27 protein-coding genes and 2 pseudogenes are annotated in these 26,589 nt (G+C 72.0%); 15 read left to right on the top strand and 14 right to left on the bottom strand.

Annotated elements, in window-relative coordinates; genetic code table 11:
- Positions 1-363: 363 nt before the first annotated feature.
- From B1L11_RS21665 to B1L11_RS21650, 4 genes are all read right to left on the bottom strand, one after another.
- Positions 364-885: a hypothetical protein gene (locus B1L11_RS21665; protein WP_143737439.1), complete on the bottom strand. Its 522-nt coding sequence runs from the start codon at positions 883-885 to the stop codon at positions 364-366.
- A gap of 145 nt (positions 886-1,030) precedes the next feature.
- Positions 1,031-1,762 (bottom strand): rRNA methyltransferase, encoded by a 732-nt coding sequence (locus tag B1L11_RS21660; protein ID WP_079316168.1) that lies wholly within the window; start codon positions 1,760-1,762, stop codon positions 1,031-1,033.
- The gene (locus B1L11_RS21655; protein ID WP_079316167.1) at positions 1,759-1,959 is read right to left on the bottom strand and encodes a hypothetical protein; all 201 of its coding nucleotides are present in this window, start codon (positions 1,957-1,959) and stop codon (positions 1,759-1,761) included. Before B1L11_RS21655 ends, B1L11_RS21660 begins: the two co-directional genes overlap by 4 nt.
- A 74-nt stretch (positions 1,960-2,033) precedes the next feature.
- Positions 2,034-2,666 carry a DUF1707 domain-containing protein gene (locus tag B1L11_RS21650; RefSeq protein ID WP_079316201.1) on the bottom strand — a complete coding sequence of 211 codons (633 nt, stop codon included), beginning with the start codon at positions 2,664-2,666 and terminating at the stop codon, positions 2,034-2,036.
- 137 nt (positions 2,667-2,803) lie between these two features.
- Between B1L11_RS21650 and B1L11_RS21645 the strand changes: the two genes are divergently transcribed.
- Together B1L11_RS21645 and B1L11_RS21640 are read left to right on the top strand one after the other, a co-directional pair.
- Positions 2,804-3,013, top strand: coding sequence for a hypothetical protein (locus B1L11_RS21645; RefSeq protein WP_079316166.1), 210 nt, complete (start codon positions 2,804-2,806; stop codon positions 3,011-3,013).
- 39 nt (positions 3,014-3,052) lie between these two features.
- Positions 3,053-4,570, top strand: a complete 1,518-nt coding sequence (locus B1L11_RS21640) for an alpha/beta hydrolase domain-containing protein (RefSeq protein WP_079316165.1) — start codon at positions 3,053-3,055, stop codon at positions 4,568-4,570.
- A 103-nt stretch (positions 4,571-4,673) separates the two neighbouring features.
- On the opposite strand, the gene B1L11_RS21635 is transcribed toward B1L11_RS21640, so the two are convergent.
- On the bottom strand, positions 4,674-5,318 hold the full coding sequence (locus B1L11_RS21635) for an FMN-dependent NADH-azoreductase (RefSeq protein ID WP_079316164.1): 645 nt from the start codon (positions 5,316-5,318) through the stop codon (positions 4,674-4,676).
- 83 nt (positions 5,319-5,401) lie between these two features.
- On the opposite strand from B1L11_RS21635, the gene B1L11_RS21630 reads away from it, so the two are divergent.
- From B1L11_RS21630 to B1L11_RS21620, 3 genes are all read left to right on the top strand, one after another.
- A complete protein-coding gene (locus B1L11_RS21630; protein ID WP_079316163.1) occupies positions 5,402-5,890 on the top strand; it encodes a MarR family winged helix-turn-helix transcriptional regulator in 489 nt (162 codons plus the stop codon).
- Positions 5,891-5,969: 79 nt separating this feature from the next.
- Positions 5,970-6,527, top strand: a complete 558-nt coding sequence (locus B1L11_RS21625; RefSeq protein ID WP_079316162.1) for a MarR family winged helix-turn-helix transcriptional regulator — start codon at positions 5,970-5,972, stop codon at positions 6,525-6,527.
- Positions 6,524-6,904, top strand: coding sequence for a hypothetical protein (locus B1L11_RS21620; RefSeq protein WP_079316161.1), 381 nt, complete (start codon positions 6,524-6,526; stop codon positions 6,902-6,904). Before B1L11_RS21625 ends, B1L11_RS21620 begins: the two co-directional genes overlap by 4 nt.
- A 69-nt stretch (positions 6,905-6,973) precedes the next feature.
- On the opposite strand, the gene B1L11_RS21615 is transcribed toward B1L11_RS21620, so the two are convergent.
- Positions 6,974-8,821 (bottom strand): FAD-dependent oxidoreductase, encoded by a 1,848-nt coding sequence (locus B1L11_RS21615; RefSeq protein WP_306291688.1) that lies wholly within the window; start codon positions 8,819-8,821, stop codon positions 6,974-6,976.
- 105 nt (positions 8,822-8,926) lie between these two features.
- Positions 8,927-9,466, bottom strand: a complete 540-nt coding sequence (locus tag B1L11_RS21610; protein ID WP_079316160.1) for a GNAT family N-acetyltransferase — start codon at positions 9,464-9,466, stop codon at positions 8,927-8,929.
- Positions 9,467-9,483: 17 nt separating this feature from the next.
- Here B1L11_RS21610 and B1L11_RS55035 point away from each other — a divergent pair.
- From B1L11_RS55035 to B1L11_RS21590, 6 genes and pseudogenes are all read left to right on the top strand, one after another.
- Positions 9,484-10,851 (top strand): annotated as a pseudogene (locus B1L11_RS55035) (BTAD domain-containing putative transcriptional regulator); the annotation flags it as partial.
- A gap of 304 nt (positions 10,852-11,155) precedes the next feature.
- Complete coding sequence (locus tag B1L11_RS48490) at positions 11,156-12,883, top strand: hypothetical protein (RefSeq protein ID WP_218671243.1); 1,728 nt, start codon at positions 11,156-11,158, stop codon at positions 12,881-12,883.
- A 43-nt stretch (positions 12,884-12,926) separates the two neighbouring features.
- On the top strand, positions 12,927-13,571 hold the full coding sequence (locus B1L11_RS21600; RefSeq protein ID WP_079316159.1) for a hemerythrin domain-containing protein: 645 nt from the start codon (positions 12,927-12,929) through the stop codon (positions 13,569-13,571).
- On the top strand, positions 13,571-14,416 hold the full coding sequence (locus tag B1L11_RS21595; protein WP_218671242.1) for a pyridoxamine 5'-phosphate oxidase family protein: 846 nt from the start codon (positions 13,571-13,573) through the stop codon (positions 14,414-14,416). The genes B1L11_RS21600 and B1L11_RS21595 overlap by 1 nt, the downstream gene beginning before the upstream one ends.
- A complete protein-coding gene (locus tag B1L11_RS48485) occupies positions 14,353-14,556 on the top strand; it encodes a hypothetical protein (protein ID WP_218671241.1) in 204 nt (67 codons plus the stop codon). Before B1L11_RS21595 ends, B1L11_RS48485 begins: the two co-directional genes overlap by 64 nt.
- Positions 14,557-14,579: 23 nt before the next feature.
- A complete protein-coding gene (locus tag B1L11_RS21590) occupies positions 14,580-15,809 on the top strand; it encodes an MFS transporter (protein ID WP_218671240.1) in 1,230 nt (409 codons plus the stop codon).
- A 95-nt stretch (positions 15,810-15,904) separates the two neighbouring features.
- Here the strand turns inward: B1L11_RS21590 and B1L11_RS21585 are convergent.
- Positions 15,905-16,653: pseudogene (locus tag B1L11_RS21585) on the bottom strand (SDR family oxidoreductase).
- A gap of 94 nt (positions 16,654-16,747) precedes the next feature.
- On the opposite strand from B1L11_RS21585, the gene B1L11_RS21580 reads away from it, so the two are divergent.
- The gene (locus B1L11_RS21580; protein ID WP_079316158.1) at positions 16,748-17,356 is read left to right on the top strand and encodes a TetR/AcrR family transcriptional regulator; all 609 of its coding nucleotides are present in this window, start codon (positions 16,748-16,750) and stop codon (positions 17,354-17,356) included.
- 107 nt (positions 17,357-17,463) lie between these two features.
- Here the strand turns inward: B1L11_RS21580 and B1L11_RS21575 are convergent, their stop codons facing one another.
- Entirely contained in the window at positions 17,464-17,907 is a 444-nt protein-coding gene (locus B1L11_RS21575) for a MarR family winged helix-turn-helix transcriptional regulator (RefSeq protein ID WP_079316157.1), read from the bottom strand.
- Between the two features lie 88 nt (positions 17,908-17,995).
- Between B1L11_RS21575 and B1L11_RS21570 the strand changes: the two genes are divergently transcribed.
- Positions 17,996-18,565 carry an isochorismatase family protein gene (locus B1L11_RS21570; RefSeq protein ID WP_079316156.1) on the top strand — a complete coding sequence of 190 codons (570 nt, stop codon included), beginning with the start codon at positions 17,996-17,998 and terminating at the stop codon, positions 18,563-18,565.
- A 4-nt stretch (positions 18,566-18,569) separates the two neighbouring features.
- Here the strand turns inward: B1L11_RS21570 and B1L11_RS21565 are convergent, their stop codons facing one another.
- The 5 genes from B1L11_RS21565 to B1L11_RS54105 form a co-directional block, all read right to left on the bottom strand.
- Positions 18,570-20,108 (bottom strand): FAD-dependent monooxygenase, encoded by a 1,539-nt coding sequence (locus tag B1L11_RS21565; protein ID WP_079316155.1) that lies wholly within the window; start codon positions 20,106-20,108, stop codon positions 18,570-18,572.
- A gap of 194 nt (positions 20,109-20,302) precedes the next feature.
- Entirely contained in the window at positions 20,303-20,926 is a 624-nt protein-coding gene (locus B1L11_RS21560; protein ID WP_256862770.1) for a TetR family transcriptional regulator, read from the bottom strand.
- Between the two features lie 94 nt (positions 20,927-21,020).
- Complete coding sequence (locus B1L11_RS21555; RefSeq protein ID WP_079316153.1) at positions 21,021-21,242, bottom strand: EF-hand domain-containing protein; 222 nt, start codon at positions 21,240-21,242, stop codon at positions 21,021-21,023.
- A 75-nt stretch (positions 21,243-21,317) separates the two neighbouring features.
- A complete protein-coding gene (locus tag B1L11_RS21550; RefSeq protein WP_079316152.1) occupies positions 21,318-21,956 on the bottom strand; it encodes an HD domain-containing protein in 639 nt (212 codons plus the stop codon).
- Positions 21,957-22,183: 227 nt separating this feature from the next.
- The gene (locus tag B1L11_RS54105; RefSeq protein WP_079316151.1) at positions 22,184-24,538 is read right to left on the bottom strand and encodes a GH1 family beta-glucosidase; all 2,355 of its coding nucleotides are present in this window, start codon (positions 24,536-24,538) and stop codon (positions 22,184-22,186) included.
- Between the two features lie 162 nt (positions 24,539-24,700).
- On the opposite strand from B1L11_RS54105, the gene B1L11_RS21540 reads away from it, so the two are divergent.
- Entirely contained in the window at positions 24,701-25,552 is an 852-nt protein-coding gene (locus tag B1L11_RS21540) for a glycosyltransferase family 2 protein (RefSeq protein WP_079316150.1), read from the top strand.
- Positions 25,525-26,589, top strand: coding sequence for a hypothetical protein (locus B1L11_RS21535; protein ID WP_179155264.1), 1,065 nt, complete (start codon positions 25,525-25,527; stop codon positions 26,587-26,589). The genes B1L11_RS21540 and B1L11_RS21535 overlap by 28 nt, the downstream gene beginning before the upstream one ends.

Below are 26,589 nucleotides of genomic sequence, written 5' to 3'. Positions count from 1 at the left end.
GTATTGAGGCGATCTGAGTTAGCGTCGCTCGGGTGATCACGTATGACGACCTCGTAGATCGCGCGCTCCACGCGTCCATCGAGGGGTGGGATTTCAGTTGGTTACGCGGGCGGACAAGTGGTGGCGATCTGTCCTGGGACTACCCAGGGCGAGCCGCAGAGCTGTTTTCGACGGCCAAGAGGGTGCTGGACATCGACACCGGCGGCAGATCCCCGGCTTCGACCACAGGCGTTATGAACAGGCGCTACGGGATCTCCACCGACGAATCTCCGCCGACGGCGGCCTTCTCACCCACGATCATCGCTTCCTCGTCGAGGCTCAGGCGCCCGCGTAGGATCGCCGCAGATCACGGGAGGGAGCACGTTACGCCCTGTTGTTAGCCGTATTCGGGGCGGACCTGTGCGCAGCGATCAATCCAATGACCATGACCAGTCCGTACACGAGGAACGGCCAGCCGTACGGCCGACGGGGCGCCCACGCGTCAAAGGTGATCGCCACGCCCGTAAAGGTGACGGCCGCTGCCAGTGCCCAACCAAAAACCCGGCCTATCCAACGGGTGCGCCGCCGCCTCAGCAGGACCATCAGGACGATGGCCGTGACGATTCCCGGCCAGGCCATAAGGACGTAATCCCAGCCGTAGTCGTAGTTCCAGCCGTAGGTGGGGTCGTCGTGCTTCTGACCGATGATGGCGTCTTTCAGCGTCCCGTACAGAGAAGTCCCGACAAGGGAGAGCGGAAAGGCCATCAGGACCATGGTCAGCACTCCGTACATGGAATCGCCGAGATAACCGCTCTGGGTCAGCCATGTAAGTGTGAGTACGGCCGCCGCGTACGCGCATACGGTCAACGCCACCGGTAGGCCTGATACGGCTTTGGAATCGGTCACTTCGCCATTGTGGCCATGCGCCGCGGGAAACCGGGGCGAATATGCCAATCACGATCTTGGCGAATCGGGGCGACGCCGTCGTGCGGGAGTCCTGAAAGTCGCGGCGGCCGCGATCCCGCCTTGTCCGACTGGTTACGGGCCGGCGTCATGGTTGAGGCCGCAGCAGGGTGACCGTTCTGGTTCCGATCTTGAAAGTCGCGCACGTGCGCAGGCGGTCGGCGCGCGGTGCCTTGCGTCCGCGGACCGCCACCGCGATCAACGCGTTCTCGCCGAGCACCGTACCCAGGGTGTTGAGCATGCCTACGGCCCCGTCGGCGCCGTCGGGCCCGTGCCAGGACGTCTGCTCGCCATACGGCACGTCCGTGACCACCACGTCCGGCCGGCGTCCGCCGAGGACCTGGCGGAGCCGGTCGGCGTCGAACACGTCAGCCTGATGCACGGCGTGCGGCAGGTCACCGCCGTCGCTGCTCAGCCCGGTTGCGATCCGGTGTGCGGCCTCGGCCGCAGCCGTGTAGGACGCGCGGCCCCAGCGCTCGGCCTGCTCGGTGAGATGGGCGGCACGAGCCGCCAGCCCGGTTCGCGTCAGCAGGCCCAGATTCCGTTCCGCGATCCCGACGGCGGCCGGATCGATGTCCGAGGCCAGCACGGCCGAGATCCGGGTCCGATGCAGCAGCCCGATCACGGTCAGCAGGTAGCCGCTGCCGCAGCACGGATCCCACACCGTGGCGAGTCCACCGCCCCGTAGTTCCATCGCGCGCTGGAACATCTCGCTGGCCAGACGGACCGGGAAGGCGGGGAATCCCGGAGCCGAGTGCAGCACCGCGCCGCTAGCCAGATCGGCATAGTCGCCCCGGACGGTCGCGTGCCGGTAGGTCACGACGCGGGGCCGTTCTCGTGACGCCTCACAAGCCGGCCACCCACACCGCCGGCTGCGTCCACCCCGACGGATCGTCCGGCGACAACCCGGTTTCGCTGCCACGGCAGTTCCCTGGCGGCGTCGCCGGCCTCGCGCTGGACCGCCTCCGCCTGGGCGAACCCGGCTGCGACGAACTGGTCGACGTCGAGGATTGTCACGTTTTGGGACGATATCAGCGTCGTCCACCGGTTTTATGGAGCTTCTTGTGCGGCGTCCCCCGGGACAGCAGGGCTCAGCGGTCGCGGCGACGCCGGATTCTGCCGCTCACTCCGCCGAACAGCGCGAGGCCCTTGATCACGACCACCGGCGCCGACGGGTCGACGTCCGGGCTGTTGTGCACGTCGAAGCCGCCGAAGACGCCGACCCCCTGGCAACGCACCTCGACCCCCTCCGGCAGGATGATCTCGGCCCCGCCGAAGATCGCATTGACCGTGATCTCGACCTCTTTCGCCTCGAACTCGGCCTCGGTCAGGTCGAACCGCACGCCGCCGAAGACCGCCAGCGCCTTGGTCTGCCGCCGTACCCGCCAGCGGCCCTTGCGGTCGCTGCCGCTGAAGATGGCGATGATGTTGTCGGGCTCGGGGCTCGCGCTCGACGCGTAGGAGACCGGGCTCGCGTTCGGCGTGTAGGACGCCGCGCTCGCGGCCGGACGGTGCCGCTCGACCTGGAGGTCGTGGGTGAGGACCTCGAGCTCTCCCACGGTCTTGGCCTGGTAGAGGCTGTCCAGGCGCTCGGAGTACTCCTCGTGGCTCAGCTGACCCGTGCTCAGGGCTTCCCCGAGCATGGCGGCGACCTGGTCCCTGTTGCTGTCCGAGGCGCGCAGGTGAGACGTCGGAGAGTCCCGACGCTGCGGGGGATTTTCCATGCTGGTCACGATAGTTCTCATTCGACCCGGCAGGGAGTTCGCTCCGCTTCGAAATGTTCTTGTAGCCGGCCGTCGAGGAACCGGGTGATGCCGCGAACGCGGTCGCTGCTCAGCGCGAGCACGATGACCCGGGCGGGATGATGTACGACGCGGAGACGATCCCGGCGAAGAGCGCGCCCGCGGCCGAGTGCGTCACGGTCCGCGACGGGAAGATCGTCTACAACCGGTTCGTCTTCGACCGCACGCCGTTCGACGAGTTCCGCCGCCGGCAGGCGCAGACCGGCGCGCCCGGGGCCAGTAGGAACACAGGTGATTCCGCCGATTACCCGGCCGGGCGGAGCGGGTGACACTGTGCCTCCCCGACATTCGTCCCACGGAGGTAACCCGTGCGCGTACCCGTCCGGTCCCCCCGGCGGCGGATCACCGCCGTGGCGCTGGGGGCGGCGCTCGCCGCCGCCCTCCTCGGCGCCCCGCCGGCCGCCCAGGCCGCGGCAGCGAGCCCCACCGTCAGCGTCCCGCCCACCGGCGACCACGGCTTCCCGTTCCTCGCCGCTGCGGAGGACCTCGGCTCGTTCGGCTTCACGGAGAGCGAGTACTTCATCGAGGGCGCCGCCACCTCCTACGCCAAGTCCGGCATCTGGACCTCGGACGGCCGGTGGAACGTCCGGGCGTCCGGCCGCGCCGCGTACAAGACCCGGCTCCTGGTCCGCAGGCCCGCCGACCCGGCGAGGTTCAACGGCACGGTCGTGGTCGAGTGGCTCAACGTCAGCGGCCAGATCGATCTGTCCCCGGACTACTGGTTCGAACGCGACGAACTGCTGCGCAAGGGCTACGCGTGGGTCGGCGTCTCGGCGCAGGATGTGGGCGTCAACGGCGGCCTCGGTGAGATCCGCGGGCTCAAGGGCTGGGACCCGGCGCGGTACGGCAGCCTCGTCCACCCCGGCGACGCCTACGCGTACGACATCTTCTCCCAGGCAGGGCAGGCGCTGCGCACCCCGAACGGGCCGGACCCGCTCGGCGGCCTGCACGTCACGACGCTGCTCGCGGACGGCGAGTCGCAGTCGGCCGGCTTCATGACGACGTACGTCAACGCCGTCCAGCCCGTGTCGAAGGTGTACGACGGCTTCATGATCCACAGCAACGGCGCGGTCGGCTCACCGATCAGCGGCAACCTGCTCGACGTGTTGACGATGCCGAACCCGAGCAGGATCCGTACGGACCTGCCGGTGCCGACGTTCGTCGTGCTCACCGAGACCGACGTCCCGACGGCGTTCGTGGCCCGGCAGCCGGACACCGACCGGGTGGTGCACTGGGAGCTGGCCGGTACGGCGCACGGCGACCAGTGGGCGTACGACCTCGGTGACCCGACGGTGCAGAAGTCGGCGGGCTCCGCAGCGCCCCAGGCGGACTGCGCCGCCGGGTCGGCGCCGTTCAACGACGGGCCCGGTCACTACTCCATGAACGCCGCGCTGCGTCACCTGGCCGGCTGGGCGAGGGGCGGACCCCGGCCGCCGAGCGGGGCCGCGCTGCACCCCGAGTTGCGCGACCCGGGCACGGGCCTGGCCGTGGGCGGCATCCGGCTCCCCGACGTGGCGGTGCCGACCCGCACGCTCACGGGGGAGCGGGACACCAGTGGCAGCGGCATCTTCTGCGGCCTCTACGGCGCCCGGGACCCGTGGGACGGCGACGCCGACCCGTGGGACCGCCACAACGTGGGCGACCCGTCCGATCCGTCCCTGCCGCGTACGGCCGAGCCGGTGCTCAGCCGGCTCTACCTGACGCACGCCGACTACGTGAGCAAGGTGCGGGCGGCCGCGCAGGCGTCGGTGAACGCCGGATACCTCCTCCCGGAGGACGCGACCACGATCGTCACCGCCGCGGAGAACTCCGGCATCGGCGGCTGACGCGGCCACCGAGGCGAAGGCTGCCTCCCGCGACGACGAAGGCCCCTTCCCGTGCGCGGGAAGGGGCCTTTCGCCTGCCGGATGACCGCTTCCGCCGGGGCCCTTACGCGACGGCGGCGGGAGCCCAGAGGCCGTCGATCGCCTGCTCCGCCGCGGCGAGGCTCTTGTCGGCCAGCGGAATCAGCTCGGTCATCGAGGGTGTGACGTAGGCGAGGGTGAGCTCTGCCGTGATGAAGCGCGGCTGCAGGCCCGTCATGGACAGGCCGTGGGGAAGCCACGGCTCCGCGTGGTCCCATCCCTCGCGGGGCGTCCCCGTCCCGTACCCTCCGCCGCGACTCGCGAGGACCAGGAAGTCACGCCCGCCCAGTAGGCCCTCGCCGGTCGCCGGGTCGTACGACAGCCCTGGGGCGATGAGGTGGTCGACCCAGGACTTGACGGCGCTGGGCGCCCCGAAGTTGTAGAGCGGGAGCCCGAGCACGATCGTGTCGGCCTCCCTCACCTCACCGACCAGCTGTTCCGTCAACGCCCACGAGGCCGCCTGGGCCGGGGTGTGCTGCTCCGGCGGGACCATCCGGGCGAGGCCGTTCTCCTGGTCGAGATGCGGGAGCGGGGCGCTGCCCAGGTCGCGGTAGGCGACCGTGCCCCCGGGATGCGCGGCGCGCCAGGCGGCGACGGCCCGCGCGGTGAGCTTGCGGCTGACGGAACGCTCGCCCTGGATGCTCGCGTCGATGTGCAGCAGATGAGGCATCTCTTAACCCTCCACAGATGATTGGTGCTGCACAAATGATTAGTCCTCTGTCTGTCGCAGGTCAAGTCGGTTAGAGTTGGACCATGACGTCCCTGCCCGTCGTCAACCAGCCGGTGCACCGATGTGGCGCGCTGCTCGAACACCTCGCGCGCCGGCTGCGTCTTCGTTCCGAGTCGGTGCTCGCGCCGCTCGGCCTGCGCCCCCGTCACCTCGTCGCCCTCACGGTGCTGCGGGACCGCGGCGGCAGCACCCAGCAGGCGCTCGCGAGCACGCTGGAGATGGACGGGACGAATGTCGTCGGGCTGCTCAACGACCTGGAAGCCGAGAAGCTGATCGAGCGGCGGCGGTCGCCGGAGGATCGCCGCAGGCACGTCGTCGAGCTCACCGAGGCGGGCGCGAAGCGGCTCGCGAAGGCCGAGTTCGCGCTGGCGGCGGTCGAGGACGAGGTGCTCGGCGCGCTCGACCACGACCAGCGGGAGACCCTCTACAGCCTGCTCCAGCAGGTGGCCACCGGCGGCATGGAGGCCGCCTGTGTGGAGGCGGACGTCTGCGACGAAGCCCCACCCTGCTGAGGGCGGGCGCAGGGCTGCCGGCCTGGCTCCAATAAGAGATCGCAAAATCTGGAAGTACGTACTAATCTACGTTCTTACTATGAAGGACGTAGATACCTATGCGAGCGATCCTGACGGCTTCCTTTACGACCCGCGAGCCAGGGCGGCGATGGCGTGGATCGCCGGTGACGACGGCGACCTCCCCGCGTTCGAGGCGAGCGCGGCGGTCCGCACCGCGTCTCACGCGGTCGAGCGCCTCCGCTCCCACGGCTCCGAGGGCAGAGGAGTCAGCGCGGGCGCTCTCGATCTGCTGATCCGGCTCGCCGCGAGCGAGCAGGGGATCAGCATCGGCGAGCTCGCCCGGGCCGCCGGGGTCAGCTCCCGCAACGTCACCGGCCTGGTGGACACCCTCGGACGCGACGGGCTGGTCCGCCGGGTCCCCGACCCGAATGACCGGCGTTCGGTCCTCGCCGAGATCACCCCGGCAGGCAGGGCGTGGATCGAGGACTTCCGCAAGCCGTCGAGGCTCGCCATGAAGGCGCTGTTCCAGGGGTTCGCACCCGAAGAACTGGTCGTCCTGCGCGACCTGTGCCTGCGCCTGGCCGCCAACCAGCAGCGCCTCGCCGCCCACCTTCGTCAGAACGGATCGCAGCCGTGAACGCGACCACTCGGGAACAGACGCGCCGCGCCGTACGCGGGTATCACGAGGCCCGTTTCCGCGGGGACGCGACCGCCGCCGCGGCGCATCTTGGGGAGCCCTTCCGGTTCCAGAGCCCGTTCTTCAGCTCCGACGACCGGGCCGGGCATCTGGCGACGTTGCCGGGGTTCGTGTCGATCGTGACCGGGGTGGACCTCATCAGCGAGCTGTACGGCGAGGCCGAGGCGACGCTCGTGTACGACGTGCACACCGCGACGCCGGCCGGGACGCAGCGCACCGCCGAGCACTTCCGCCTGGACGGCGGAAAGATCGTCTCGATCATGCTGGTGTTCGACGCCTCGCCCTGGCAGCCGATGAGAGCCGAGATCGAGCCGTGACCACCAGATCGCCCGCCCGCGTGAACCCGCGGGGCCCCGGGCACGAAGGGCCCCGCGGGAGTACGGGGGTCAGCCGTTGACCTCCAGGGCCACGCGTACGGCCGACTCCAGCGCACCCTCGATCCAGGAGTGCTTGAGCGAGGTGTGCTCGCCGGCGAAGTGCAGCGGACCCTCGGCGGCGGCGATGGCCGGGTGGATCTCGGTCATCTGGCCGGGCGTGAACACCGCGGCCTCGCCGAAGGCGTAGCGGTTGCGCATCCAGCTCTGGGTCTGGCCGCGGCCCGTGTAGAACTCGGTGATGCGGTCTCCGTGCACCTCCTGGAGCCCGCGCAGCGCGTAGCCGTACCGTTCCCCGTCGTCCATCGAGTCCCAGCGGGTCGCGTCGTCGGCCCACGAGTAGCTGGCCAGCACGACGCCGCCGTCGCTGCCCGGCACCGGGTGCGAGGGGAAGTAGATGAACCGGTTGGCGTTGTCGCAGACCGACCCGCCGCCCGTCACGTGCGTCACCGGCCCGGGGCGGTAGCGGCCGCCGAGCTCGCGCTTCCAGTCCTCCTCGGTGAACTCCCACCAGCGCTTGCTGAACTCCAGCAGCACCTTGGTTGCGGAGTCGTAGTGCAGTTCCATGATCGAGCGGCGCTTGCGGTAGGACAGGGCCGGCGCGATCTCGACGTGGCGCAGCGCGGAGAACGGGACCGTGATGATCGCCACGTCGCCCTCGAACGTCTCCCGCGGCGTCTGCCGGGTGAACTCCGACTCCGTGCTGCCCGCCTCGCTGACCGTCGAGATGCGCACGCCCCGGCCGGTCGTCTCGATCCGTACGGCCCTGCGGTCCATGCGGATCTCGTCGCGCAGGCCCGGCTCCAGCGCGTACGGCAGTTCCCTGCTGCCGCCGGCCATCTCCCAGTAGGTCACGGCCGGGTTGACGAGGCTGCGGGTGAGGAACGTGTGCATGAACGACAGCGGCAGCCGGGAGGTGAGGTTCTCCAGCGTGCCGATGGCGTCGATCGCCTCGTCGCCGAGCTTCGCGTGCTCCTTGAGGTAGGCGTACATCGAGTAGCCGTCGAAGTCGTACAGCAGCCGGGCCCAGCCCTCGATCTGCTCGGGCAGCGGCTTGTCGACCCGCTTGTCGCCCCTGCGTACGGAGAAGTAGTCCCTCGCCGGGTCCAGGGCGGCGTCGAGGATCCCGGCCGCGGTCCGGTCGTCCCTGAGGCCGAACGACGCGTTGATCTTCCGGGGGTCCTTGGCGTACTCGTCGCGCCGTTGGGTGATGCCGTTGACGTGGATGAACGTGTGGTTCATGCGCGGGGGCGCAGTGAAGGCGCCCTTGGGCGGGCCGGAGCGCCACACCTGTCCCGAGTACGAGGTGTAGACGACCGGCGGCACCGGACCGCGGGGCACGGCGCCGGGCGGCACGTCGACGTTGTAGAAGGGCCGGCGCGTGATCCCCAGCTTGTCGATGAGCGCCAGCGTCAGCGGGTGGAAGTCCGGGATCCGCATGGCCCCCGCCTCGGCGTACTGCCGCCGGTCCCGGAAGCCCGTCCGGAAGGTCTTGATCCGGCCGCCGATCCGGTTGCCGTTGGCCTCGATGACGGTGACGTGGTGCCCGGCCCGCTTCAGCAGCGTCGCGGCCACCAGGCCGGAGATGCCGGCCCCGACGACCAGGACCTTCTTGGGCGTACGGGTCCTGGGCAGGCCGTCGTCGATGAGCACCCGCAGGTATCGGTGCTTGAGGTCGTTGCCGTTCCCGTCGACGAGCAGGTGGTCGCGCGCCACCCGAAGGCAGGTCTGCCAGCGCTCTCCCGCGTACGGCGCGCGCGCCGCCGAGGCGGGGGCCGTGCCCAGGGACGGACTCATGACCGATCCCACCGCGCCCAGCCCGGCCAGCTTGGCGAATCCCCGACGGTCGATTGAGACCACGAACTCCTCCTCCGTGAGTCGATTACGGAGAGTGAGTTTCGGGGTCATGGTCATACGGCGGCGCACGACGCGCCGGGGGCGTGCAACTGGTGTCCCAGGAAATGGTCAAGACGAGGGCGGCTCGTCCAGCGTCCGCTCCCAGAACACCTCGTCATGCCATGCGCCGTCGAGGAAGATGTGGGCGTGGGCGACCCCCCAGGGGCGGAAACCGTTGGCGCGCAGCACCCGCTGCGAGGCCAGGTTCTCCATCCGGGTGTGTGCCTCCGCGCGGTGCAGTCCGAGCTCCTCGGCCATCACGGTGAGTATCCGGCCCACCGCCCGGGTCGCGTGCCCCCGGCCGTTGCAGGCCGAGGCGACCCAGTAGCCGAGGAAGCCCTTGCGGAAGGGGCCGCGCAGGATCGTGCTCACGGTCACCTGGCCGACGACCTCGCCGTCCGCGAGGATGACCGCGGGCCAGCGCTCGCCTCGGCCGTGCTCGTCGAGCAGCGTCTCGATGCGCCGGCGCTGCCCGGCCGCCGTGTAGAACTCGTCCGGCTGGGCCGGTTCCCAGGCGGCGTACGCCCGCCTGTCGCGGGCGCGGTGCGCCGCGATCACCTCGGCGTCGTCCACCCTGATGAGCCGGATCGTGGTGTCCTGGTCCGCCATGCGCCCCTCTCCTTGGCATGTGTCCCGGCCGTCGCGGTCCGCGCCGCCGGGCGATCGTATCCCTGCCGGTGTCGTCTGGTTGGCCGGGGATGCAACGGCTGGACCGGTTCACGCCGTCTCCCTACCATTGGCCCGTGCGGCTGAACGTCCTCGGTCCCATGGAACTCGTCGTGGCGGGGCAGGCCGTGCCGGCCGGGCCGCCCAAGCAGCGAGCGCTCCTGGCCCTCCTCGTGATGAACGCCGATCGGGTGCTCCCGGCGGACGTGCTGGCCGACCGGCTCTGGGGCGGCAGCCCGCCCGCGAGCGCGCAGGGCAGCCTTCAGGTGTACGTCTCCAACCTGCGCCGCCGCCTGGAGCCCGGCCGGAAGGCCGGGGCTCCGGCCACGGTCCTGGTCAGCGCGGCCGACGGGTACGGCCTGATGACCGGCGGGATCAACCTCGACACGCGGGACTTCGACGTGCTCGTGTCCACGGGGTCGGGGCACCTGGGCGAGGGACGGCACGAGCGGGCGGCGGCCGTGCTCACCGAGGCGCTCGCCCTGTGGCGGGGCGACGCGTACGCCGACGTGCGGTCCGAGGAGTGGGCGCGGCCGGAGATCGCCCGTCTGGAGCAGCTCCGGCTCGACGCGGTCGAAGGACTGGCGGAGGCGCTGCTGGAGCTGGGCCGCCACACGGACGTGGTCGCGCGGCTCGAACCGTTCGTGCACGACCACCCGCTGCGGGAGCGGGCCTGGGAACTGCTCACGCTGGCTCACTATCGGTCGGGCCGTCAGGCGGCGGCGCTGGAGTGCCTGCGCAGGGTGCGCGAGGTGCTGGCGGGCGAGCTGGGCATCGATCCCGGCCTCCGGCTGCGCGAGCTGGAGACCGCCGTGCTGCGCCAGGACGCCGCGCTGACCGCGGCGGCGAGGCCCGCCGCGCCGCCCCCCAGACGATCCGACCCCGGACGACGAGACCCTGGGCGACGCGCGGACGACGGGCCGTTCGTGGGACGTGAGAGCGCGCTGGAGTTCCTGGCCGGCGCAGTGAAGGCGGCGTCCACGGCCCCGCAGGTCGTGCTCGTGGACGGGGAGCCGGGTGTCGGCAAGACGAGCCTGCTCAGGAGGTTCCGCGCGACGGCCGGCGTCCCGGTGGGGTGGGGGTCGAGCCCGGACCACGAGACGGCGCCCGCCCTGTGGCCGTGGGAGCAGGTGCTGCGCGACCTCGCGGACGCGGCGCCCGGCGCCGTCCTGCCCGAGGAGGTCCGCACGTTCCTGTCGGGCGGGGTGGAGGCGATCCCGGCGTACGACGCGCAGGGGGCGCGGCTGCGGTTCTTCGAGGCGGTCGGGACGTTCCTGGCCGATCTCGGTCCGGTGGCCGTCGTCCTGGAGGACGTCCACGCGGCCGACGACGCGACGCTGCGCCTGCTGGTCCACGTCGCGTCCACCGCGCGGCCGGGCCTGCTTGTCGTGGCCAGCTTCCGGCGGCACGAGGCGTCGTCGCTGACCGCCACCCTGTCGGCGCTGTCCCGGCTCGGCGCGCGCAGGCTGGGGCTCGACGGGCTCGCGACCGAGGAGGTGCGCGCGCTCGTGCGGGAGCTGTCCGGCCGCGACCCGGGCAGCCGGAAGGCCGGGGAACTGCGCGGCCGCACCGGGGGAAACCCGGTTCTTCCTCGCCGAGCTTGCCCGGGCGGGCGAGGAGCTGCCGCAGGGCGTGCTCGACGTCGTGCTGCACCGGGTGGCCGGGCTGGGGGAGGAGACGGCCGCCCTGCTGGAGCTGGCCGCGGTCGCGGGCGACGAGTTCGAGGCGCGGGTCATGGCCGAGGTCGCCGGGCGCGACCTGGGCGACCTGGTGCCGTCGCTGGACGCGGCGCTCGCGGCCGGTCTGATCCGCGAGTCGGGCGCCAGGCTGGGCGGATACGCGTTCGCGCACGCCCTGGTGACCGACGCGTTGCTGTCGCGCCGCTCCCGCCTCTGGCGGGCGGGCGCGCACGCGCGGCTGGCCGGCGTGCTCACCCGCGCGTACGGCGACCGGGACGACCAGGCGGCGACCATCGCGCGGCACTGGCTGGCGGCGGCCGAGCTGGGCCCGGAGCCTGCCCGCATGGCGATGGACTACGCCGCCCGTGCCGCGCGTGCGGCCATGCGCAGGCACGCGCTCGACGACGCGGCCACCTCGTGGCAGGAGGCGCTGGCGGCGGCCGAGCTCGCCGGGGCGGAGGCGGCCGAGCGGTTCGAGCTCGCGGTCGGGCTGGCCGAGAGCCGCTACGCCGCCGGGCGGTACGACGAGGGCTACGAGGCGGTCGAACAGGCGCTGGCCCTCGCCGGAGACGACCTGGAGCAGGCCGTCAGGGCCGCCGACATCGCGATGGGGCATGGTGTCTGGGTCCCCTTCCGGCACGGCCTGGACGTGCGTGTGCTGCAGGAGTCGATGGACCGCGCCGTGCGCGAGCTGCCGCGAAACATCCCCGCCTGGGCGTCCGCGCAGGCCGTGCGGGCCGTCGTGCTGGCCCAGACCGGCGGCGAGGACGAGGTCGACCGGGTCTCGTCGCAGGCGGTGGAGGCGGCCGAGCGACTGGGCGACCCCGCGCTGCTGCGGCGCGTGCTCCATCTGCGGTTGCTCGCCATGCAGGGGCAGGACTTCATCGACCAACTGGCCGAGACCTCGCGGCGCCTCCTGGCGGAGCCGGACCTGTCGTCCCAGCTCACAGTGATCGCACAGCTCCACCTCGTCGCTCATCTCGTCGAGTACGGCCGGGTGGCGGACGCTCGCGAGTTGCTGACGGAGACCGACGCGCTGCTGCGCGACCTGCACAACCCGACGCTGGCGCTGCAGGCGGCGATCGCGCACGTGGGGCTCGACCTGTTCCAGGGCGTGCCCGACCCGACCCGCCACTTCGAGCCCGTCAGGGCGACGTTGTCCTTCTCCGACCTCGCGTACTTCGAGGTGGGCATGCTCGCCATACGGGCCGAGACGCTCCTGCAGGAGGACCGCCTCGGCGCGGAGGTGGAGTGGATCGAGGAGATGCTCCGGCGTACGGGCCTGGCGGGGCTCGCCTACGTCCTGGCGTACGCGCTGGCGGACCTGGGCGAGCGTGAGCGTGCTCTGCGGCTGCTGCGTGAGACCCCTCTCCCGCCGCGCGACTACCACTGGGCGATGGCCACCATGTGCCGGTTGCACGCGGCGATCCGGCTCGGCGAGCTGGACGTCGTGCGGGAGGTCTACGACGCGTTCCGTCCCTTCGCCGGCCTGCTGCACGTGAACGGCACCTGTACCACCGTCGAAGGGGCGTACGACGGTCACTTGGGCGAGGCGCTGCTGGCGCTCGGGGACCGCGCGGGAGCGCGGGCCCATCTGCGGGAGGCCGTGCGCATCCTGGAGGAGGCGGGCGCGGGCTACTGGCTGTCAAGGGCTCGACAAGCCCTCGACAAGTGCTCATAAGGGCAGGAAACCCACGCTGTTCCCAACCGAAGTGAGGGAACAGATGATCACACAAGAGCACCTCGCCGGCTTCCTGCTGATGCACGCCGGGTTCCGGGCGGAGTTCGGCCGCCTCGCCGAGGCGTGCCGCGGCCCCCGGGACGGCGAGCACGAGGAACTGCTGGAGGAGCAGCTCGCGCTCCTGCTGGAGATGCTCCACGCCCACCACACCCACGAGGACACCACGCTGTGGCCCAAGCTCGTGAGTCACGCCCCCGAGGCGGCGGACGCGCTGGCCGAGCTGGAGTCCGAGCACGCCGTGCTCGACCCGCTCGTGGCGGCCGCCGCCGACCGCGCGACGCCCCTGCCGGAGCGCGCTCCCGCTCTGCGGCGGCTGCACGAGCTGCTCAACGAGCACCTCGACCACGAGGAGCGCACGGCCGTGCCGTTGATGCTCCGGCATCTCACACCCGACGACATCGAGGCGGACAAGCGCAAGGCGACGGCCGACTTCGGCCGCCGCAGGATCCCCGTCGTCTTCGGCTGGCTCGCCTCCAGCGCCGACCCCGCCCTGCTCGCGGCCTCCTTCGCGGACCTGCCGATCGTGGCCCGCCTGATGTTCCGCCTGTTCTGGTGGCCCGCCTACCAGCGGCGGTTCGCCCGGCTGTACGGCGCCTCCACCTCCCTGCCCGCACCTCTGGAGCCGTGATGACCACCCTGACCACCTGGCCGCGCGAGGCGGCCGAACTGTTCGACCGCGCCGTCGTCTGCGAGTACGCCTCGCTCACCCGCGACGGACGGCCCGTCACCTGGCCGGTCACGCCGTACGTCGGCGCGGGCGGCACGCTCGACGTGACCACCGGCCTCACCTATCCCGACAAGGCCGAGCGGGCCCGCCGCGACCCGCGCGTCGCGCTGCTGTACTCCTCCGCCGAGGGCAGCGGCCTCGACCGGCCGCCCGTCGTCCTCGTGCAGGGCCGTGCCGCCGTACGCGACGCCGATCTGCAGGCCAACACCGACAGGTACGTCCGGGACTCCCTGGCCAAGACGGGCTCCGGGTTCGCGGGGATGCCGTGGTTCCTGACGAAGCGGCTGGGGTGGTACTTCGCCCGCATCTATGTGGAGGTCACCCCGGAGAGAATCGTCTGGTGGCCCGAGGGCGACCTGTCCGGAACTCCGGAGGTGTGGACCCGGCCCGGTGAGGCGGCCGCGCCCGTCTCCGACCCCGCTCCGAACGGCCCCCGGCTGCCGAGCCGTCCGTCGCGCCGGCGGACTGGCGGCCCTTCGCCGGCCGCGCGGCCCGCCTGGGCGAGCCCGTCGTCACCATGGTCGACGCCGGCGGCATGCCGATGGCCGTGCGCACCCGCTCGGCCGTACGCACCGAGGCGGGCTTCGACCTGCTGCTGCCCGCGGGCGTCGAGGCCGTCGCCGGGCCGGTCTGCCTCACCTTCCACCGGCACGGCCCAGGGCTGGAGTGGCAGGAGAACGTGGTGCTCGTCGGGACCGCGACGGGGGAGGGCGACCGGCTGGCCGTACGGGTCGAGCGAGCCCTGAACGACTGGAGCCTTCCCGGGAACCGCCGCGAGCGGAACCGCTCGTTCCTCGGCCAGGGCAGGATGCTCAGGAAGCGCCTGAAGGCCGAGGCCGCCCGCCGCGGCCAGCCCGTCCCCGTCGTCCGCCGCCCCCGCGCCTGATCCGCGTACGGCAGCATGGTGCGGTGGCAGAAGGATCGCAACTGTGGCGTAACCGGGATTTCTCCGTGTTCTGGGCGTCCCAGACGCTGTCGGTCGCAGGGGACTCGTTCGCCCTCATCGCCGTGCCCCTGCTCGTGCTGCACGTGACCGGATCGGTTGCGCAGATGGGCCTGCTGACCGGCCTGGCGAGCGCCGCGTCGGTGGCGGCGGGGGTCTTCGCCGGGGTCCTCGTCGACCGGCTCGACCGCAGACGGCTGCTGATCTGGTGCGATGTGGCGAGGATGGTGTTGTACGGCATCGTCCCGGTCGCCTGGGCCTTCGGGCCGAAGGTCTGGCTGCTCTACGTGGTCCTGCCGGCCAGTGAGGCGATCGGCATGGTCTTCCAGGTCGCGTACGTGACGGCGGTGCGGGGCCTGGTCGACGCGGACCGGATCACCGAGGCCAACGGGCGGCTGGGCGCCACCGCCGCCGCGGCGGGGGTCGGCGGGCCGCTGCTGGCCGGGGTGGTGGCGGGCTGGTTCGGCCCCACGGCCGCGATCGCGATCAACGCGGCCAGCTTCGGGGTCTCGGCGCTGGGCATCCTGCTGATCCGGCTCAGGCGGCAGCCGGCGCCCTCATTAAAGGAAGCACGGGGGCCCTGGCACGAACTGCTGGCCGGGGCCCGCTTCCTGTGGCGGCAGCCGGTGCTGCGTGCCCTGACCGTCCTGCTGTCGTTCTTCATCTTCCTGACCCTCGGGCTGACCGACGTGCTGATCTACCACCTCAAGCACGACCTCGGCCAGTCCGACGGCGCCGTGGGGGTGGTGCTCGCGGTCGCCGCGCTGGGCACGGTCGCCGGCTCGCTCCTCGTCGGTCCCGTACGCCGCCGGCTGGGGTTCGGCGCGTCCTGGATAGGGGCGATCGCGGTCGCCGGGCTCGCCGTCATGGGGCTCGGCGTGTCCACCGGCGTCCCGGTGGCCGCGGCGACGGCCGCCGCCTATCTCGCCTGCGTCAGCGTGGCCGGGATCTGCTCGATGTCGCTGCGCCAGCAGGTCACGCCCGACCACCTGCTGGGCAGGGTCACCTCGGCCTTCTGGACGATCCACTTCTCGCTGGGCCCGGCGGGGGCGGCCGTGCTGACCTGGGGCGCGCAGCGCCACGGGGTCGCCGTGGTCTGCCTGCTGGCCGGCGCGGCCTGCCTGCTGATCTCGGTCGCCGCGTTCTTCACGCCCATCCGCCAGCAGAACCCGGAGCTGTCCGGCGCGACCGGCTGACGACGCCGCGGCTGGGGCGCCGTCGGGGCCGGCTCGCCCGCCTGAGCGAGCCCGGCCGGCCGGCGCCATCCTCGCCGGATGTGCGGCCGTGGAACTCAGATCTGGTTCAGGCCGCCGTCGACGTACAGGCTCGAACCGGTGATGAAGCTGCTCTGCTCGGAGGCGAGGAAGGCCACCGCGGCGGCGATCTCCTCCGGGCGCCCGAGCCGGCCCAGCGGCACCTGCGCGGCCAGTTGCCGCTTGAAGCCTTCGGCCTGCTCCGGGTCGGCGACGAGACCCGACAAACCAGGGGTGTCGGTCGGGCCCGGCGTGATGGTGTTGACCCGTATGCCGCGTCCCTTGAGTTCGTTGGCCCAGGTCCGCGCGAACGAACGGGTGGCGGCCTTGGTCGCCGCGTACACGCCGAACGCCTCCGCGCCGGCGTCCACGCTGGTGGAGCCGTTCAAAATCACCGAAGCGCCGTCGTTGAGCAGGGGCAGCGCCTTTTGGACGGTGAACAGCATGCCCCGGACGTTGATGCCGAAGAGGGTGTCGAAGTGCTCCTCGGAGACCTGCTCAAGCGTCCTGAACTCGGCGACGGAGGCATTCGCGAACAGCACGTCCAGGCCCCGCCCCCGGCTGCGGATCGTCTCGTAGATCCGGTCCAGGTCGGCCAGGTTCGAGATGTCGCCGATCACCGCGGTCGCCGCTGATCCGATCACTTCCACGGCCGCGTCGAGTTCGGTCTTGCGCCGGCCGTGATGAACACGTGCGCGCCCTCGGCCGCCAGCCGTACGGCACTGGCCAGGCCGATTCCGGTGCCGCCCCCGGTGACGAGAGCGGTCTTCCCCTCAAGCAGTCCCATGTGAACAACCTCTTTCGACTTCTGCAGCGATCGCTGCCGAAATCGAACGGTAGCACTTCTACAGCGATCGCTGCAGAAGGGGTAGGCTGCGGGCGTGAAGACCAAACAGAGCGGCCCCATCGGCCGGCCGCGAGGATTCGACGCCGACGACGCTCTCGAGCGCGCCATGCTGGTCTTCTGGGAGCACGGCTACGAGGGGGCCAGCCTGGCCAGGCTGACCGAAGCGATGGGCATCTCCGCCAAAAGCATGTACGCAGCCTTCGGCAACAAGGAAGAGCTGTTCCGCAAGGCCCTGGAGCGCTACACCGAAGGCCCGAGCTCATACTTGGCACGGGCCCTGGAGGAGCCGACCGCCCTCGGCGTCGCCACCGCGATCCTGGCCGGCGCCGTCCGAACCACGACCCGCCCGGCCCAACCCCACGGGTGTCTGGGCGTCCAGGGCGCCCTGGCCGCCAGCGACTCCGGACGTGGAGTCCGTGACCTTCTCGCAGCCTGGCGCAACAACGGCTGCTCCCGGCTCCGAGAGCGATTCCAGCGAGCCGTCGACGACGGCGACCTGCCTCCGGATATCAATCCGGGGCTACTGGCGCGCTACATCACCACCCTGGCGTTCGGCATCGCTGTGCAAGCCGCGAGCGGTGTCGGCCGGGATGAACTCCAGGAGATGGCCGACGCCGCCCTGCGCACCTGGCCGCTCCTCTGAGAATCGCCCAGGGTTCGTCTTCGCGAGCGATCGTTCGCCGTGAGGCCCGTTGACGCCCGGGGCCATGACGGACCCTCACGACCCCGCGCCGACCGACGCGGACGGGCTCACGTCCTGTGGCGCGGCCCGGGCGGCTCCCAGTCGACCAGGCGGCGAACCAGGTCCACCGCGCCCGCCAGCGTCTCCCGCTCGGCGGGGGACAGCGTGTCCTCGATCGCGTCGGCGAGCCAGTCGGCGCGCCGGGCGCGCACCTGTTCCAGGGCGTCGAGCCCGGCGGCGGTCAGCGAGACGGGGGCCTTGCGGCCGTCGACGGGGTGTGTGCCGCGTTCGGCGAGCCCCTGGTCGATCAGCTGGCCGACGGTGCGGGCCATCGACTGCGGGCGCACCCGCCGGGCGGCGGCCAGTTCGCTGGTGGTCATCGGGCCCTGCCGGCCGAGCAGGCCGATCACCGCGATCACCCCCGGAGGCATCGGGTCGTCCTCGCGTACCCGCCTGACCAGTTGCCCGACCACGAGCCGCAGCTCGGCGGCGACCTCGGACGCGTCCCTCATGAGCTCAGCGTAACCGAGATAGACAGCCTTGCTGGCAATCTATTCAGCATGGCTGTACAGTTCGGCTGTCTATTTCTGAGGAGCGCACATGCCTGTGTCACTGCTCGACGACCGCACGGCCGTCGTCCTGATCGACCTGCAGAAGGGGATCACCGCCCTGCCCACCGCCCATCCGGCCGCCGAGGTCGTCGCCAACGCCGCCCGGCTGGCGGGGGCCGCCCGCGAGCGGGGCCTTCCGGCCGTACGCGTGCGGGTGGCGTTCTCCCCGGACGGCGGCGACGTGCTGCGGGCCCGGACGGACGCGCCCGGGCCCGCGATCGCACCCGCGCCGGACTTCGCCGAGTACGACGAGCGGGTGCCGGACGGGCCGACCGACATCCGGATCACCAAGCGGGGCTGGGACGCCTTCCACGGCACCGAACTCGACCTGCAACTGCGTCGCAGGAAGATCACGGGGATCGTGCTGGCGGGGATCTCCACCAGCATCGGCGTGGAGTCCACCGCGCGCGGCGCCCGCGAGCGGGGCTACGAGATCGCGGTGGCCTCCGACGCGGTCACCGACCTGGTCGCCTCGGCCCACGAGAACTCTCTCGGGGTGATCCTGCCGCGGATCGCGCAGGTCGACACGACCGAGGCGGTGCTGGCCGCCTTCGCCTGACCTCTCAGCGGGCGACGCCGAAGGCCGAGGCCAGGGCCGTACGGAGAGCGTCGCGCTCCTTCACGTCCGGGCTGGGGGAGTTCGACGCCCAGGCCACATAGCAGTCGGGGCGCAGCAGCAGCGCGGTCGGGAGGCCGTCCCGGCTCGTCTTCGCGGTGACGAGGTCCACGCGGTCGCGCCGGCCGTCGAGGGCCCCGGCCAGCGCCTTGTCCGGCGTCAGGTCGAGGAGCAGCGGCCGGGCGGTCCTGGTCAGCTCGGCCAGCCGTACGGAGCCGGTCTCCGTCTCCAGGACGAGGTCGGGGGCCGGCCGCCCGGTGAGGGGATGAGTTCCTTCGAGGTCATACCTGATGTCCGCGCCGGACATCATGTCCGCGATGTGCTTGGTGGTCCGCTCGTCGCGCAGCAACTCGGTGAACAGCGCGCGTAGCGCGGTCACCGCCGGCCCGGGGGCGATCAGCGCCGACTGCGCCTGCGTGTGCATGACGACGCGTTCCGCGGCCGGGCGCCGCTCGGACTCGTACGTGTCGAGCAGGCCGGGCGGGGCCCAGCCGTGGATCTCGGCGGCCAGCTTCCAGCCGAGGTTGACCGCGTCCTGCAGGCCCAGGTTGAGGCCGGGGCCGCCGATCGCGCTGTGCACGTGCGCGGCGTCGCCCAGCAGCAGCACCCGGCCGTCCCGGAACCGCTCGGCCAGGCGGGTGTTGCCGCCGGTCAGGCGGCGCAACTGATGCGGGCCCGGGCCCTCGGGCGGGCCGAACGGCAGGTCGACGCCGAGCACGCGGCGCACGCTCTCCCTCAGCTCGTCGAGGCTCATCGGCTGGTCGCCGCCGTCCTGGTGCCACTCGGTGGTGTTGACGAGCGTCCCGGTGGGGAACGGCCCGTACACGAACAGGCCGTGGTCGGTGCGGTGGTGCATGAACGGGGGGATCGGCCCGTAGCCGGGCACGTTCAGCCCGCCGGTGACCGGGTCGATCAGCTCGGCGGGCATGCTGACGTGCGCGCCCCGGGAGACCGAGTCGTCCCTGGTCACCCCGGGAAAGCCGATGCCGCACAGCTTGCGGGTGACGCTGTGCCCGCCGTCCGCGCCGACAAGGTAGCGGGTTCGGAGCCGGTAGGGCCCCTCGGGTCCGGCGATCTCCACGGTGACGCCGTCCTCGTCCTGGGAGAGCCCGGTCAGCTCGTGTCCCCTGCGGATCTCCACGCCGAGTTCGAGCGCGCGCTCCTCCAGCACCTGCTCGATGCGGCGCTGCGGCACCGGCAGGCCGTACATCGGATTGTCGTCGAGCCTGCCCAGGTCGAGCGGCATCGCGCCGAACACGAAGACAGGGCTCGGCCGGGGCGGCTCGGGGCTGCCGCTCAGTCGTTCGTACAGGCCGCGCCGGTCGAGGGCGCGTACGACCTGGCCGACCAGTCCGTTGGCCCGGTTCTCCTCCGTACGCCCGGGCAGGCGTTCCAGCACGATCGGCCGCACTCCGGCCAGGCTCAGCTCGCAGGCGAGCATGAGCCCGTTCGGTCCGGCTCCGGCGATCACGACGTCGGCGGTCATGGCGGTCCTCCTTGGGGATTCGGCGGGCATGGCGAATTCGCGGCATGGCGAATGGAAGGCAGGGTGAATGGAAGGAACGGCGCCGGGTGCTTACGGCGCCCGCGTCAGGGCGTGGAAGGCCGAGCGGCGTGCCGGCGCGGCACGTCACATCGCGAGTTCGGGAACGCCCCAGCGGGAGCTGGGGCGTCTTTCTGTCAGGGCTCGGGCAGTCCGGCGGCGAGCCGGTCGAGCGCGTCCTCGATGAGCGGTCTGACGGGCACCGGCGGGTCGGCCCGCAACCACTGGTCCATCGCCACCCTGATCGCCGCCCCCGCTGCGCCCGCCACCAGGCGCGGGTAGAGGTCGCGGGCGACGTCGGTGCCGGTCCGCTCGGCGATGGCCGCGGCCAGCTCGTCCTCGGCGATGGCGTTGGCCTTGAGCATCTCGCCCTGCAGCGAGGGCTCGCTGATCATGAGCCGGACGCCCGTCTGCCACTGCTGGTCCGGCTGCCCGGCGTCGTATTCCTCACCCATAGCGAGCTGGGTGACCACGGCGATCTTGATGGCCTCCCACAGGGGTTCCGACGCCGGGCGGCGGCGCAGCTCCTGTGCCATCAGGCGGGCACGGTCGAGGTGCCTGGCGGCGATCGCCTCGCCCTTGCTGGAGAAGTAGTTGTTGAAGGTCCGCGGAGCCACGCGCGCCTCCGCGGCGATGTCCTCCACACGTACGTTCTCCAGCCCGCGCTCCACGGCGAGCCGGATCGCCGCCCAGCTCAGCGCGATGCGCGTCTCCTGCTTCTTGCGCTCGCGCAGCCCCGGGCGCTCGCCTTCCCTGCTCACAAGGATCACCATACAACTACTTGCGTGTGACGCAAAGATGCGCGAGACGTAAATTTGCGTGTGGCGCAGTTTTTTGCGGGTCTCGTGCGGCGCTTCAGTCGCGCGCGCCGGTCAGGCGGATGAACTCCTCCAGGGAGAACCGGCCGTCGGCGTCCACGTCGGCGTCCCGGTCGAGCGCGCCGATCGCCTCCGGCGGCAGGTCGGGAAAGTGTGACCGCAGCTCCGCCTCGGTGATGAAGCCGTCGCCGTCGCCGTCGATCGTCTCGAATTCGCGCTTGAGGGTCTCGAACCGCTCGTGGCTGAGTTCGTGAGTCACAGAAACCTGCCTTCGCACCGGGGGACGACACCAGACAACCTATGCCGTACGGCGCGAAAGATCGATGGCAGGCCGTTACTCGGGCCAGGCGGAGCCCTGGATCACCTCGACGAAGTCGATGCGCCGGAACCCGGGCACGAAGTGCTCCAGCACGTCGGCGTTGACGGTGCCGAACGTGGTGTCGGGACGATCCTTGAACCCCTCGGTGAACGCCGCCAGGATCTGCCGCTTGAAGTCGGGACGCGGATGGGCGGCGACGACCGCGGCGACGTCCTCGGGGGCCAGATCGGCGTACCCGATGCCGAGCACGTCGGTCTCCACCCCCGCGGTCACCAGGGCCACCTCGGGCTCCAGCCGGTAGGGGATCTCCGGTGTGGTGTGCAGGGCGATGCCCTCCCACACCTTGCGCACGTCGTCCTCGGGCACCCCGTGGGAGGCGAGGAACCGGCGGGCCTCGTCGGCGCCGTCGATCTCGAACCGCTGGTCCGTACGCCGATATCGCTCGGTGAGCCCGAGGTCGTGGAACATCGCCCCGACGTAGAGCAGTTCGGGATCGGCCCGCAGCCCGAGCCGCCGGCCCCGCAACGACCCGAACAGGAACACCCGGCGCGAGTGGTGGTAGAGGAGCGGGGGCGCCGCCTCCCGCACCAGCTCGGTCGCCTCGGTGGCGAGCGTCGAGTCGGGAACGGCGACTCCGGCGATGGTCTCGCTCATCACAGCCCCTCCTCCTGCGCTACTCGGTCACCCCCGGAGCGTTCCCTTGACTGGTCCAAGTGAGCTCTCAGGCGGCTCCAAGTGATCGCTCCGAGACTGTGCGCCCTGGACGCGGCTCGACGTGCTGGTCAACAACGCCGCCGGTGGCCGGGCGGATGGCGACCCTTCCGCCCGGCGGCCCGACCGGCACGTTCAGCTCGGAGGAGGGCCCGATCCCTGGTAGAGGGTCACGTGGTGGCGCGGACCACCAGGCGCGTGGGGAGGACGACGGGGCTGGTGTGGCGGCCGTCGAGGCGGGACAGGAGCAGGCGCGCCAGGGCCAGGGCCTGGTCCGCGACGGGCACTCGGACGGTCGTGAGCGCCGGGGTCGTGCAGGAGGCGGCGTGGATGTCGCCGAAGCCGACGATCGCCAGGTCCTCCGGCACCCGCAGTCCCTCCTCACGCGCCGCCTCCATGGCCCCGATCGCCAGCTCGTCCGAGGTGGCGAACACGGCGTCCAGGTCCTGGTCGCCGGACAGGAGCTCGCGGGCCGCGGCGGCGCCCGACCCGCTGTCCAGACCGGCGAGCGCGATCACCGGCCGCAACCCGTCCTCGTGGAGCGTGGCCAGGTGCCCGGCGAGGCGGTCCTGTACGGCGACGAGATCCATGGGGCCGCAGATCACCCCGATGCGGCGGCGGCCCCGGTCGAGCAGGTGCCTGGTGGCCGCCCTCGCGCCGCCCGCGTTGTCCACGTCCACGTGCGGCACGAGGGAGGCGATCGCGGGCTTGCCGAGCAGCACGACCGGCACTCCGGTGCGGGCGAGCCGCTCGGTGAGCGTGTCCGGGCCGTCCGGAGGGACCAGCACGACCCCGTCCACCTGCCGCGCCTCCACATGCCGGATGATGCGCCGATGGCTCTCGACCGTGTCGGCGAGCATGAGCGTGATCTGCTTGCCCGCTCCTTCCAGGACGCTGGTGACGTACTGGACGACGGCGGAGGTCAGCGCCTCGCCGCCGTGCCGGGGGACCGACAGGACGAGCGCGACCGAGTCGGTCCGCCGGGTGACCAGGCTCCTGGCGGCGGCGTTGGGCACATATCCCAGCTCCTGGACGGCGCGCAGCACGGCGGCGCGCACGTCGGGGCTGACCGACGTCTCCCCGTTCACGACCCGCGAGACCGTGGCCCGGGAGACGCCCGCGCGGGCGGCGACGGTCTCGAGAGTGGGCCGCTTCGGCCGCTCCGCGCCGAGCCCGTTGCGCTTGATGACGTCGCGATACCACAGCGCGCTGTCCTTGAGCAGCCGCCGCTGGGTGGTGAAGTCGACGTGGACGATGCCGAACTTGCGCCGGTAGCCGTCCGCCCATTCGACGCAGTCGAGCAGCGACCACAGCAGGTAGCCGCGGACCCGGGCGCCCTGGTCGATCGAGTCCCGCAGGGCCCGCAGGTGCTCCTCCACGAAGCTGATCCGGTCGACGTCGTGGATGCCGTCGCCGGTCACGACGTCCTCGAAGTCGGCGCCGTTCTCGGTGATCATCAGGTCGGTCTCGGGATACTCCTCGGACAGGCGTCGCAGGAGCAGGGACAGGCCGCTCGGCATGATGGGCCAGCCCATGGCGGTGACGGCCGTGGGCACGCTGCAGAACAGGACGCCCTCGCTGCCCGGGAAGGCCGGGTCGGCCGCGGCGCTGGGCTGGGCCTGCACCGCGATGGGCGTGTAGTAGTTGATCCCCAGCAGGTCGATGGGCCGCCCGATGAGATCGAGGTCCCCGTCGTGGACGTGGTCGAGCCCGGCGGTCTTCTCGATCAGGGGCAGCAGGTCGGCGGGGTAGCGGCCGCGCAGCACCGGCTCCAGGAACTGCCGGTTGTGCAGGGCGTCGATCCTCGCCACCGCCTCGGCGTCCTCTTCGGGGATGTCGACGGACATGTCCCCGAGCTGCGCGGGGGTGAGGACGGGGGAGAGGTTCAGCACGACGCCGGCCCTGGCGGCGCCCTGCGCGCGCAGCGCCTCCAGGCCCAGCCCGTGCGCGAGCAGCATGTGGTGGGCGCTGACGAAGGCGTCGGCCGCCGACCGCACGCCCGGGGCGTGCGCTCCCGAGGCGTGGCCGAGGAAGGCGGCGACCCACGGCTCGTTGAACGTGAACCAGGTGTCCACGCGGTCGCCGATCCTGTCGTACACCACGCGGGCGTAGTCGGCGAAGTGGCGGGGCACCTCGCGTGAGGTCCACCCCCCGCGGTCCTGCAGCGCCTGCGGCAGGTCCCAGTGGTACAGCGTCGCGTACGGCGCGATGCCCGCCTCCAGCAGCTCGTCCACGAGCCTGTCGTAGAAGTCGAGCCCCGGGCCGTTGACGCGGCCGTGCCCCTCAGGCAGCACGCGTGGCCAGCTGACCGAGAACCGGTAGGCGGCGATGCCCAGGTCCTGCATCAGCCGGACGTCCTCGCGGTGGCGCGCGTAGTGGTCGCAGGCCGGGTCGCCATAGGCCCCGCCCGCGAAGGCGTCCCATATGGAGGGGCCCCGGCCGTCGCGGTCGGTGGCGCCCTCGATCTGGAACGCGGACGTGGACACTCCCCAGACGAAACCCTCTGGGAACAACGCGGTGCGCATCTACGCGAAACCCCCGGTGACTCGATGAGCGCTCAGTCTGCCGCGTCGCGCGCCGCACCCGCCACTCGGACGGCCCGCCGCCGGTCCCGGCCGCGACGGTGAGACGAGCCCGGCGCGGCGAAGGCGGGGTTGGGACGGGTGGTCGGCACATAATGAAGGACGATGGATACGGGGAGTGACCAGCGCGCCGATCGGGGGATCGACGTCAGCGTCGTCGTCCCGGCGTACAACCGCCGGGCGTCACTCGACCGTTGCCTCACTTCGCTGCTCGTGCAGCGGGTCGCCAAGGAGATCATCGTGGTCGACGGCGGCTCGCGGGACGGAACCCGGGCGCTGCTCGGCCTCTATGCCGCGCACCACCCCCGGCTGATCACCGTGATCCAGGACGCCCAGCCCGGCACGCCCGGCGGCGCCCGCAACCGCGGACTGGAGCGGGCGGCCGGCAGATACGTCTTCTTCTGCGACGCGGGGGACCACCTCGCCCCCGACGCGCTGGCGCGCCTGGTCGCCGCGGCCGACCGGAACGGCGCCGACGTCGTCGTGGGGAAGGTCGCCGGTGTGCGCCAGGGGGTGCGGGAGAGCGCCGACAGGGCCGCCTTAACCGCCGTCTACGACGATCTGTCCTGCTTCAAGCTCTTCCGCCGGGACTTCCTGGAACGGCACGCCATCCGCTTCGACGAGACGCAGCGGCGCGGCGAGGACATGACCTTCACCGTCCACGCGTACTGCCACGCGCGGGTGATCTCCGTGGTCGCGGACGGTGACTGCTACCACGCCGAGGGCGGGGGTGAGGCGTCCGCGCGGGATCCGCTCGGCTGGCTGCGCGTGGTCCGCACGCCCATCGAGGTCATGGCGCGGCACGTGCCGCCCGGCGCGCTGCGCGACCGTCTGCTCCTGCGGCATCTGCGCCGCGACGTGCTGGCCCAGCCTCGGGGTGCCGGTTCCTGGCCGCCTGCGAGGCCGAGCGCGAGAAGATCGCCGTCGAGGTGGCCGACATATGCGGCCAGTGGCTGACGCCGGGTGTGCGCGCCGGTCTCGACGGCGTGGACGCCGCCCGCGTCGCCGCGCTCGACGACCCCGACCGGCTCGTACGGCTCGCGCGCGTCGAGGCCGCGCCGCTGCGGCACCGGCTGACCGGGGTCGAGTGGCGGGGCGACCGCCTGGAGATCGAAGGGTGGGCCGCCCTCGCCGGAGTGGACGGTGCTGCGCTGGACAGCACCGTGGGCCTGGTGCTGCGCGAGCGCCTGTCGCGTGAGGAGCGCGTGCCCTCCCTGACCCGCGGCGGGACCGGTGCCGGATCCTTCACCGCCGTGCTCGACGTGGCCGCGCTGCCGGCCGGAGTGTGGGACGTCCACGTGGCCGTCGAGTGCGAGGGCGCGCGCAGGCTCGCACGACTTGGCTCCCGCCGCGAACCCGGGGCCGGCGTTCCGCCCGTCCGCCTGGTGGGCGGGGTCGTCGCGGTGCCCTTCCTCACCCGGTCCCACGGCCACCTCGGCCTCGACGTCGGAGGGCACGTCGTCCGGATCCCCGCCGCCGTACGGCTGACGCGGGCGTGGTGGCGGGGCAGGCGGCTGCGGGTCGAGGGCCAGGCGCTGGTGGGCGAGGAGGCCGCCGCCACGGCCGTACGGCACCTGATCTGGCGCGAGCGGGCGTCGGGGCGGGAACACCGCGAGCGGGCCCTGGCGGTCGGGCCACGGGAGTTCGCGGCCGAGACGACCGGCCTGCGGCCCGGCACCTGGGACGCCTATCTCGAACTCGGCCTCGGCGGCCCGCCGGTGCGCTTCCCGGTCAAGGTCGCCGACGCGGACGCGCTGGGCCGGCCCCTGCGGTGGTGGCGCGGGACGCTGCGATGGGGAGTGGTGCAGTGGACCGTCCGGCCGTACGCCACGGCGGTCAACCGGCGGCTCAGCGTGTCGGTGCGGGTGGCGACCCCGTTGACCGTGGCCAGGCGGATGGTCCGGATCCTGCGCCGACGCAATTGCGAATCATTTGCAACAACAACTCGGTGCTCTAAAGTGGGAGGGGATTCGCCCGTTTCGAAGGGGTTATAG

It is taken from the genome of Microbispora sp. GKU 823, from assembly GCF_002027145.1.
Lineage (GTDB): Bacteria > Actinomycetota > Actinomycetes > Streptosporangiales > Streptosporangiaceae > Microbispora > Microbispora siamensis.
This window is presented reverse-complemented; position numbering and strand designations above follow the sequence as displayed.

Coding starts and splice junctions, on each gene's coding strand:
- B1L11_RS21650 (WP_079316201.1), bottom strand. CDS start 2,666: ATGGAAAATCCCCCGCAGCGTCGGGACTCTCCGACGTCTCACCTGCGC.
- B1L11_RS21645 (WP_079316166.1), top strand. CDS start 2,804: ATGATGTACGACGCGGAGACGATCCCGGCGAAGAGCGCGCCCGCGGCC.
- B1L11_RS21635 (WP_079316164.1), bottom strand. CDS start 5,318: ATGCCTCATCTGCTGCACATCGACGCGAGCATCCAGGGCGAGCGTTCC.
- B1L11_RS21630 (WP_079316163.1), top strand. CDS start 5,402: ATGACGTCCCTGCCCGTCGTCAACCAGCCGGTGCACCGATGTGGCGCG.
- B1L11_RS21625 (WP_079316162.1), top strand. CDS start 5,970: ATGAAGGACGTAGATACCTATGCGAGCGATCCTGACGGCTTCCTTTAC.
- B1L11_RS21610 (WP_079316160.1), bottom strand. CDS start 9,466: ATGGCGGACCAGGACACCACGATCCGGCTCATCAGGGTGGACGACGCC.
- B1L11_RS21600 (WP_079316159.1), top strand. CDS start 12,927: ATGATCACACAAGAGCACCTCGCCGGCTTCCTGCTGATGCACGCCGGG.
- B1L11_RS21595 (WP_218671242.1), top strand. CDS start 13,571: ATGACCACCCTGACCACCTGGCCGCGCGAGGCGGCCGAACTGTTCGAC.
- B1L11_RS21575 (WP_079316157.1), bottom strand. CDS start 17,907: ATGAGGGACGCGTCCGAGGTCGCCGCCGAGCTGCGGCTCGTGGTCGGG.
- B1L11_RS21570 (WP_079316156.1), top strand. CDS start 17,996: ATGCCTGTGTCACTGCTCGACGACCGCACGGCCGTCGTCCTGATCGAC.
- B1L11_RS21565 (WP_079316155.1), bottom strand. CDS start 20,108: ATGACCGCCGACGTCGTGATCGCCGGAGCCGGACCGAACGGGCTCATG.
- B1L11_RS21550 (WP_079316152.1), bottom strand. CDS start 21,956: ATGAGCGAGACCATCGCCGGAGTCGCCGTTCCCGACTCGACGCTCGCC.
- B1L11_RS54105 (WP_079316151.1), bottom strand. CDS start 24,538: ATGCGCACCGCGTTGTTCCCAGAGGGTTTCGTCTGGGGAGTGTCCACG.
- B1L11_RS21540 (WP_079316150.1), top strand. CDS start 24,701: ATGGATACGGGGAGTGACCAGCGCGCCGATCGGGGGATCGACGTCAGC.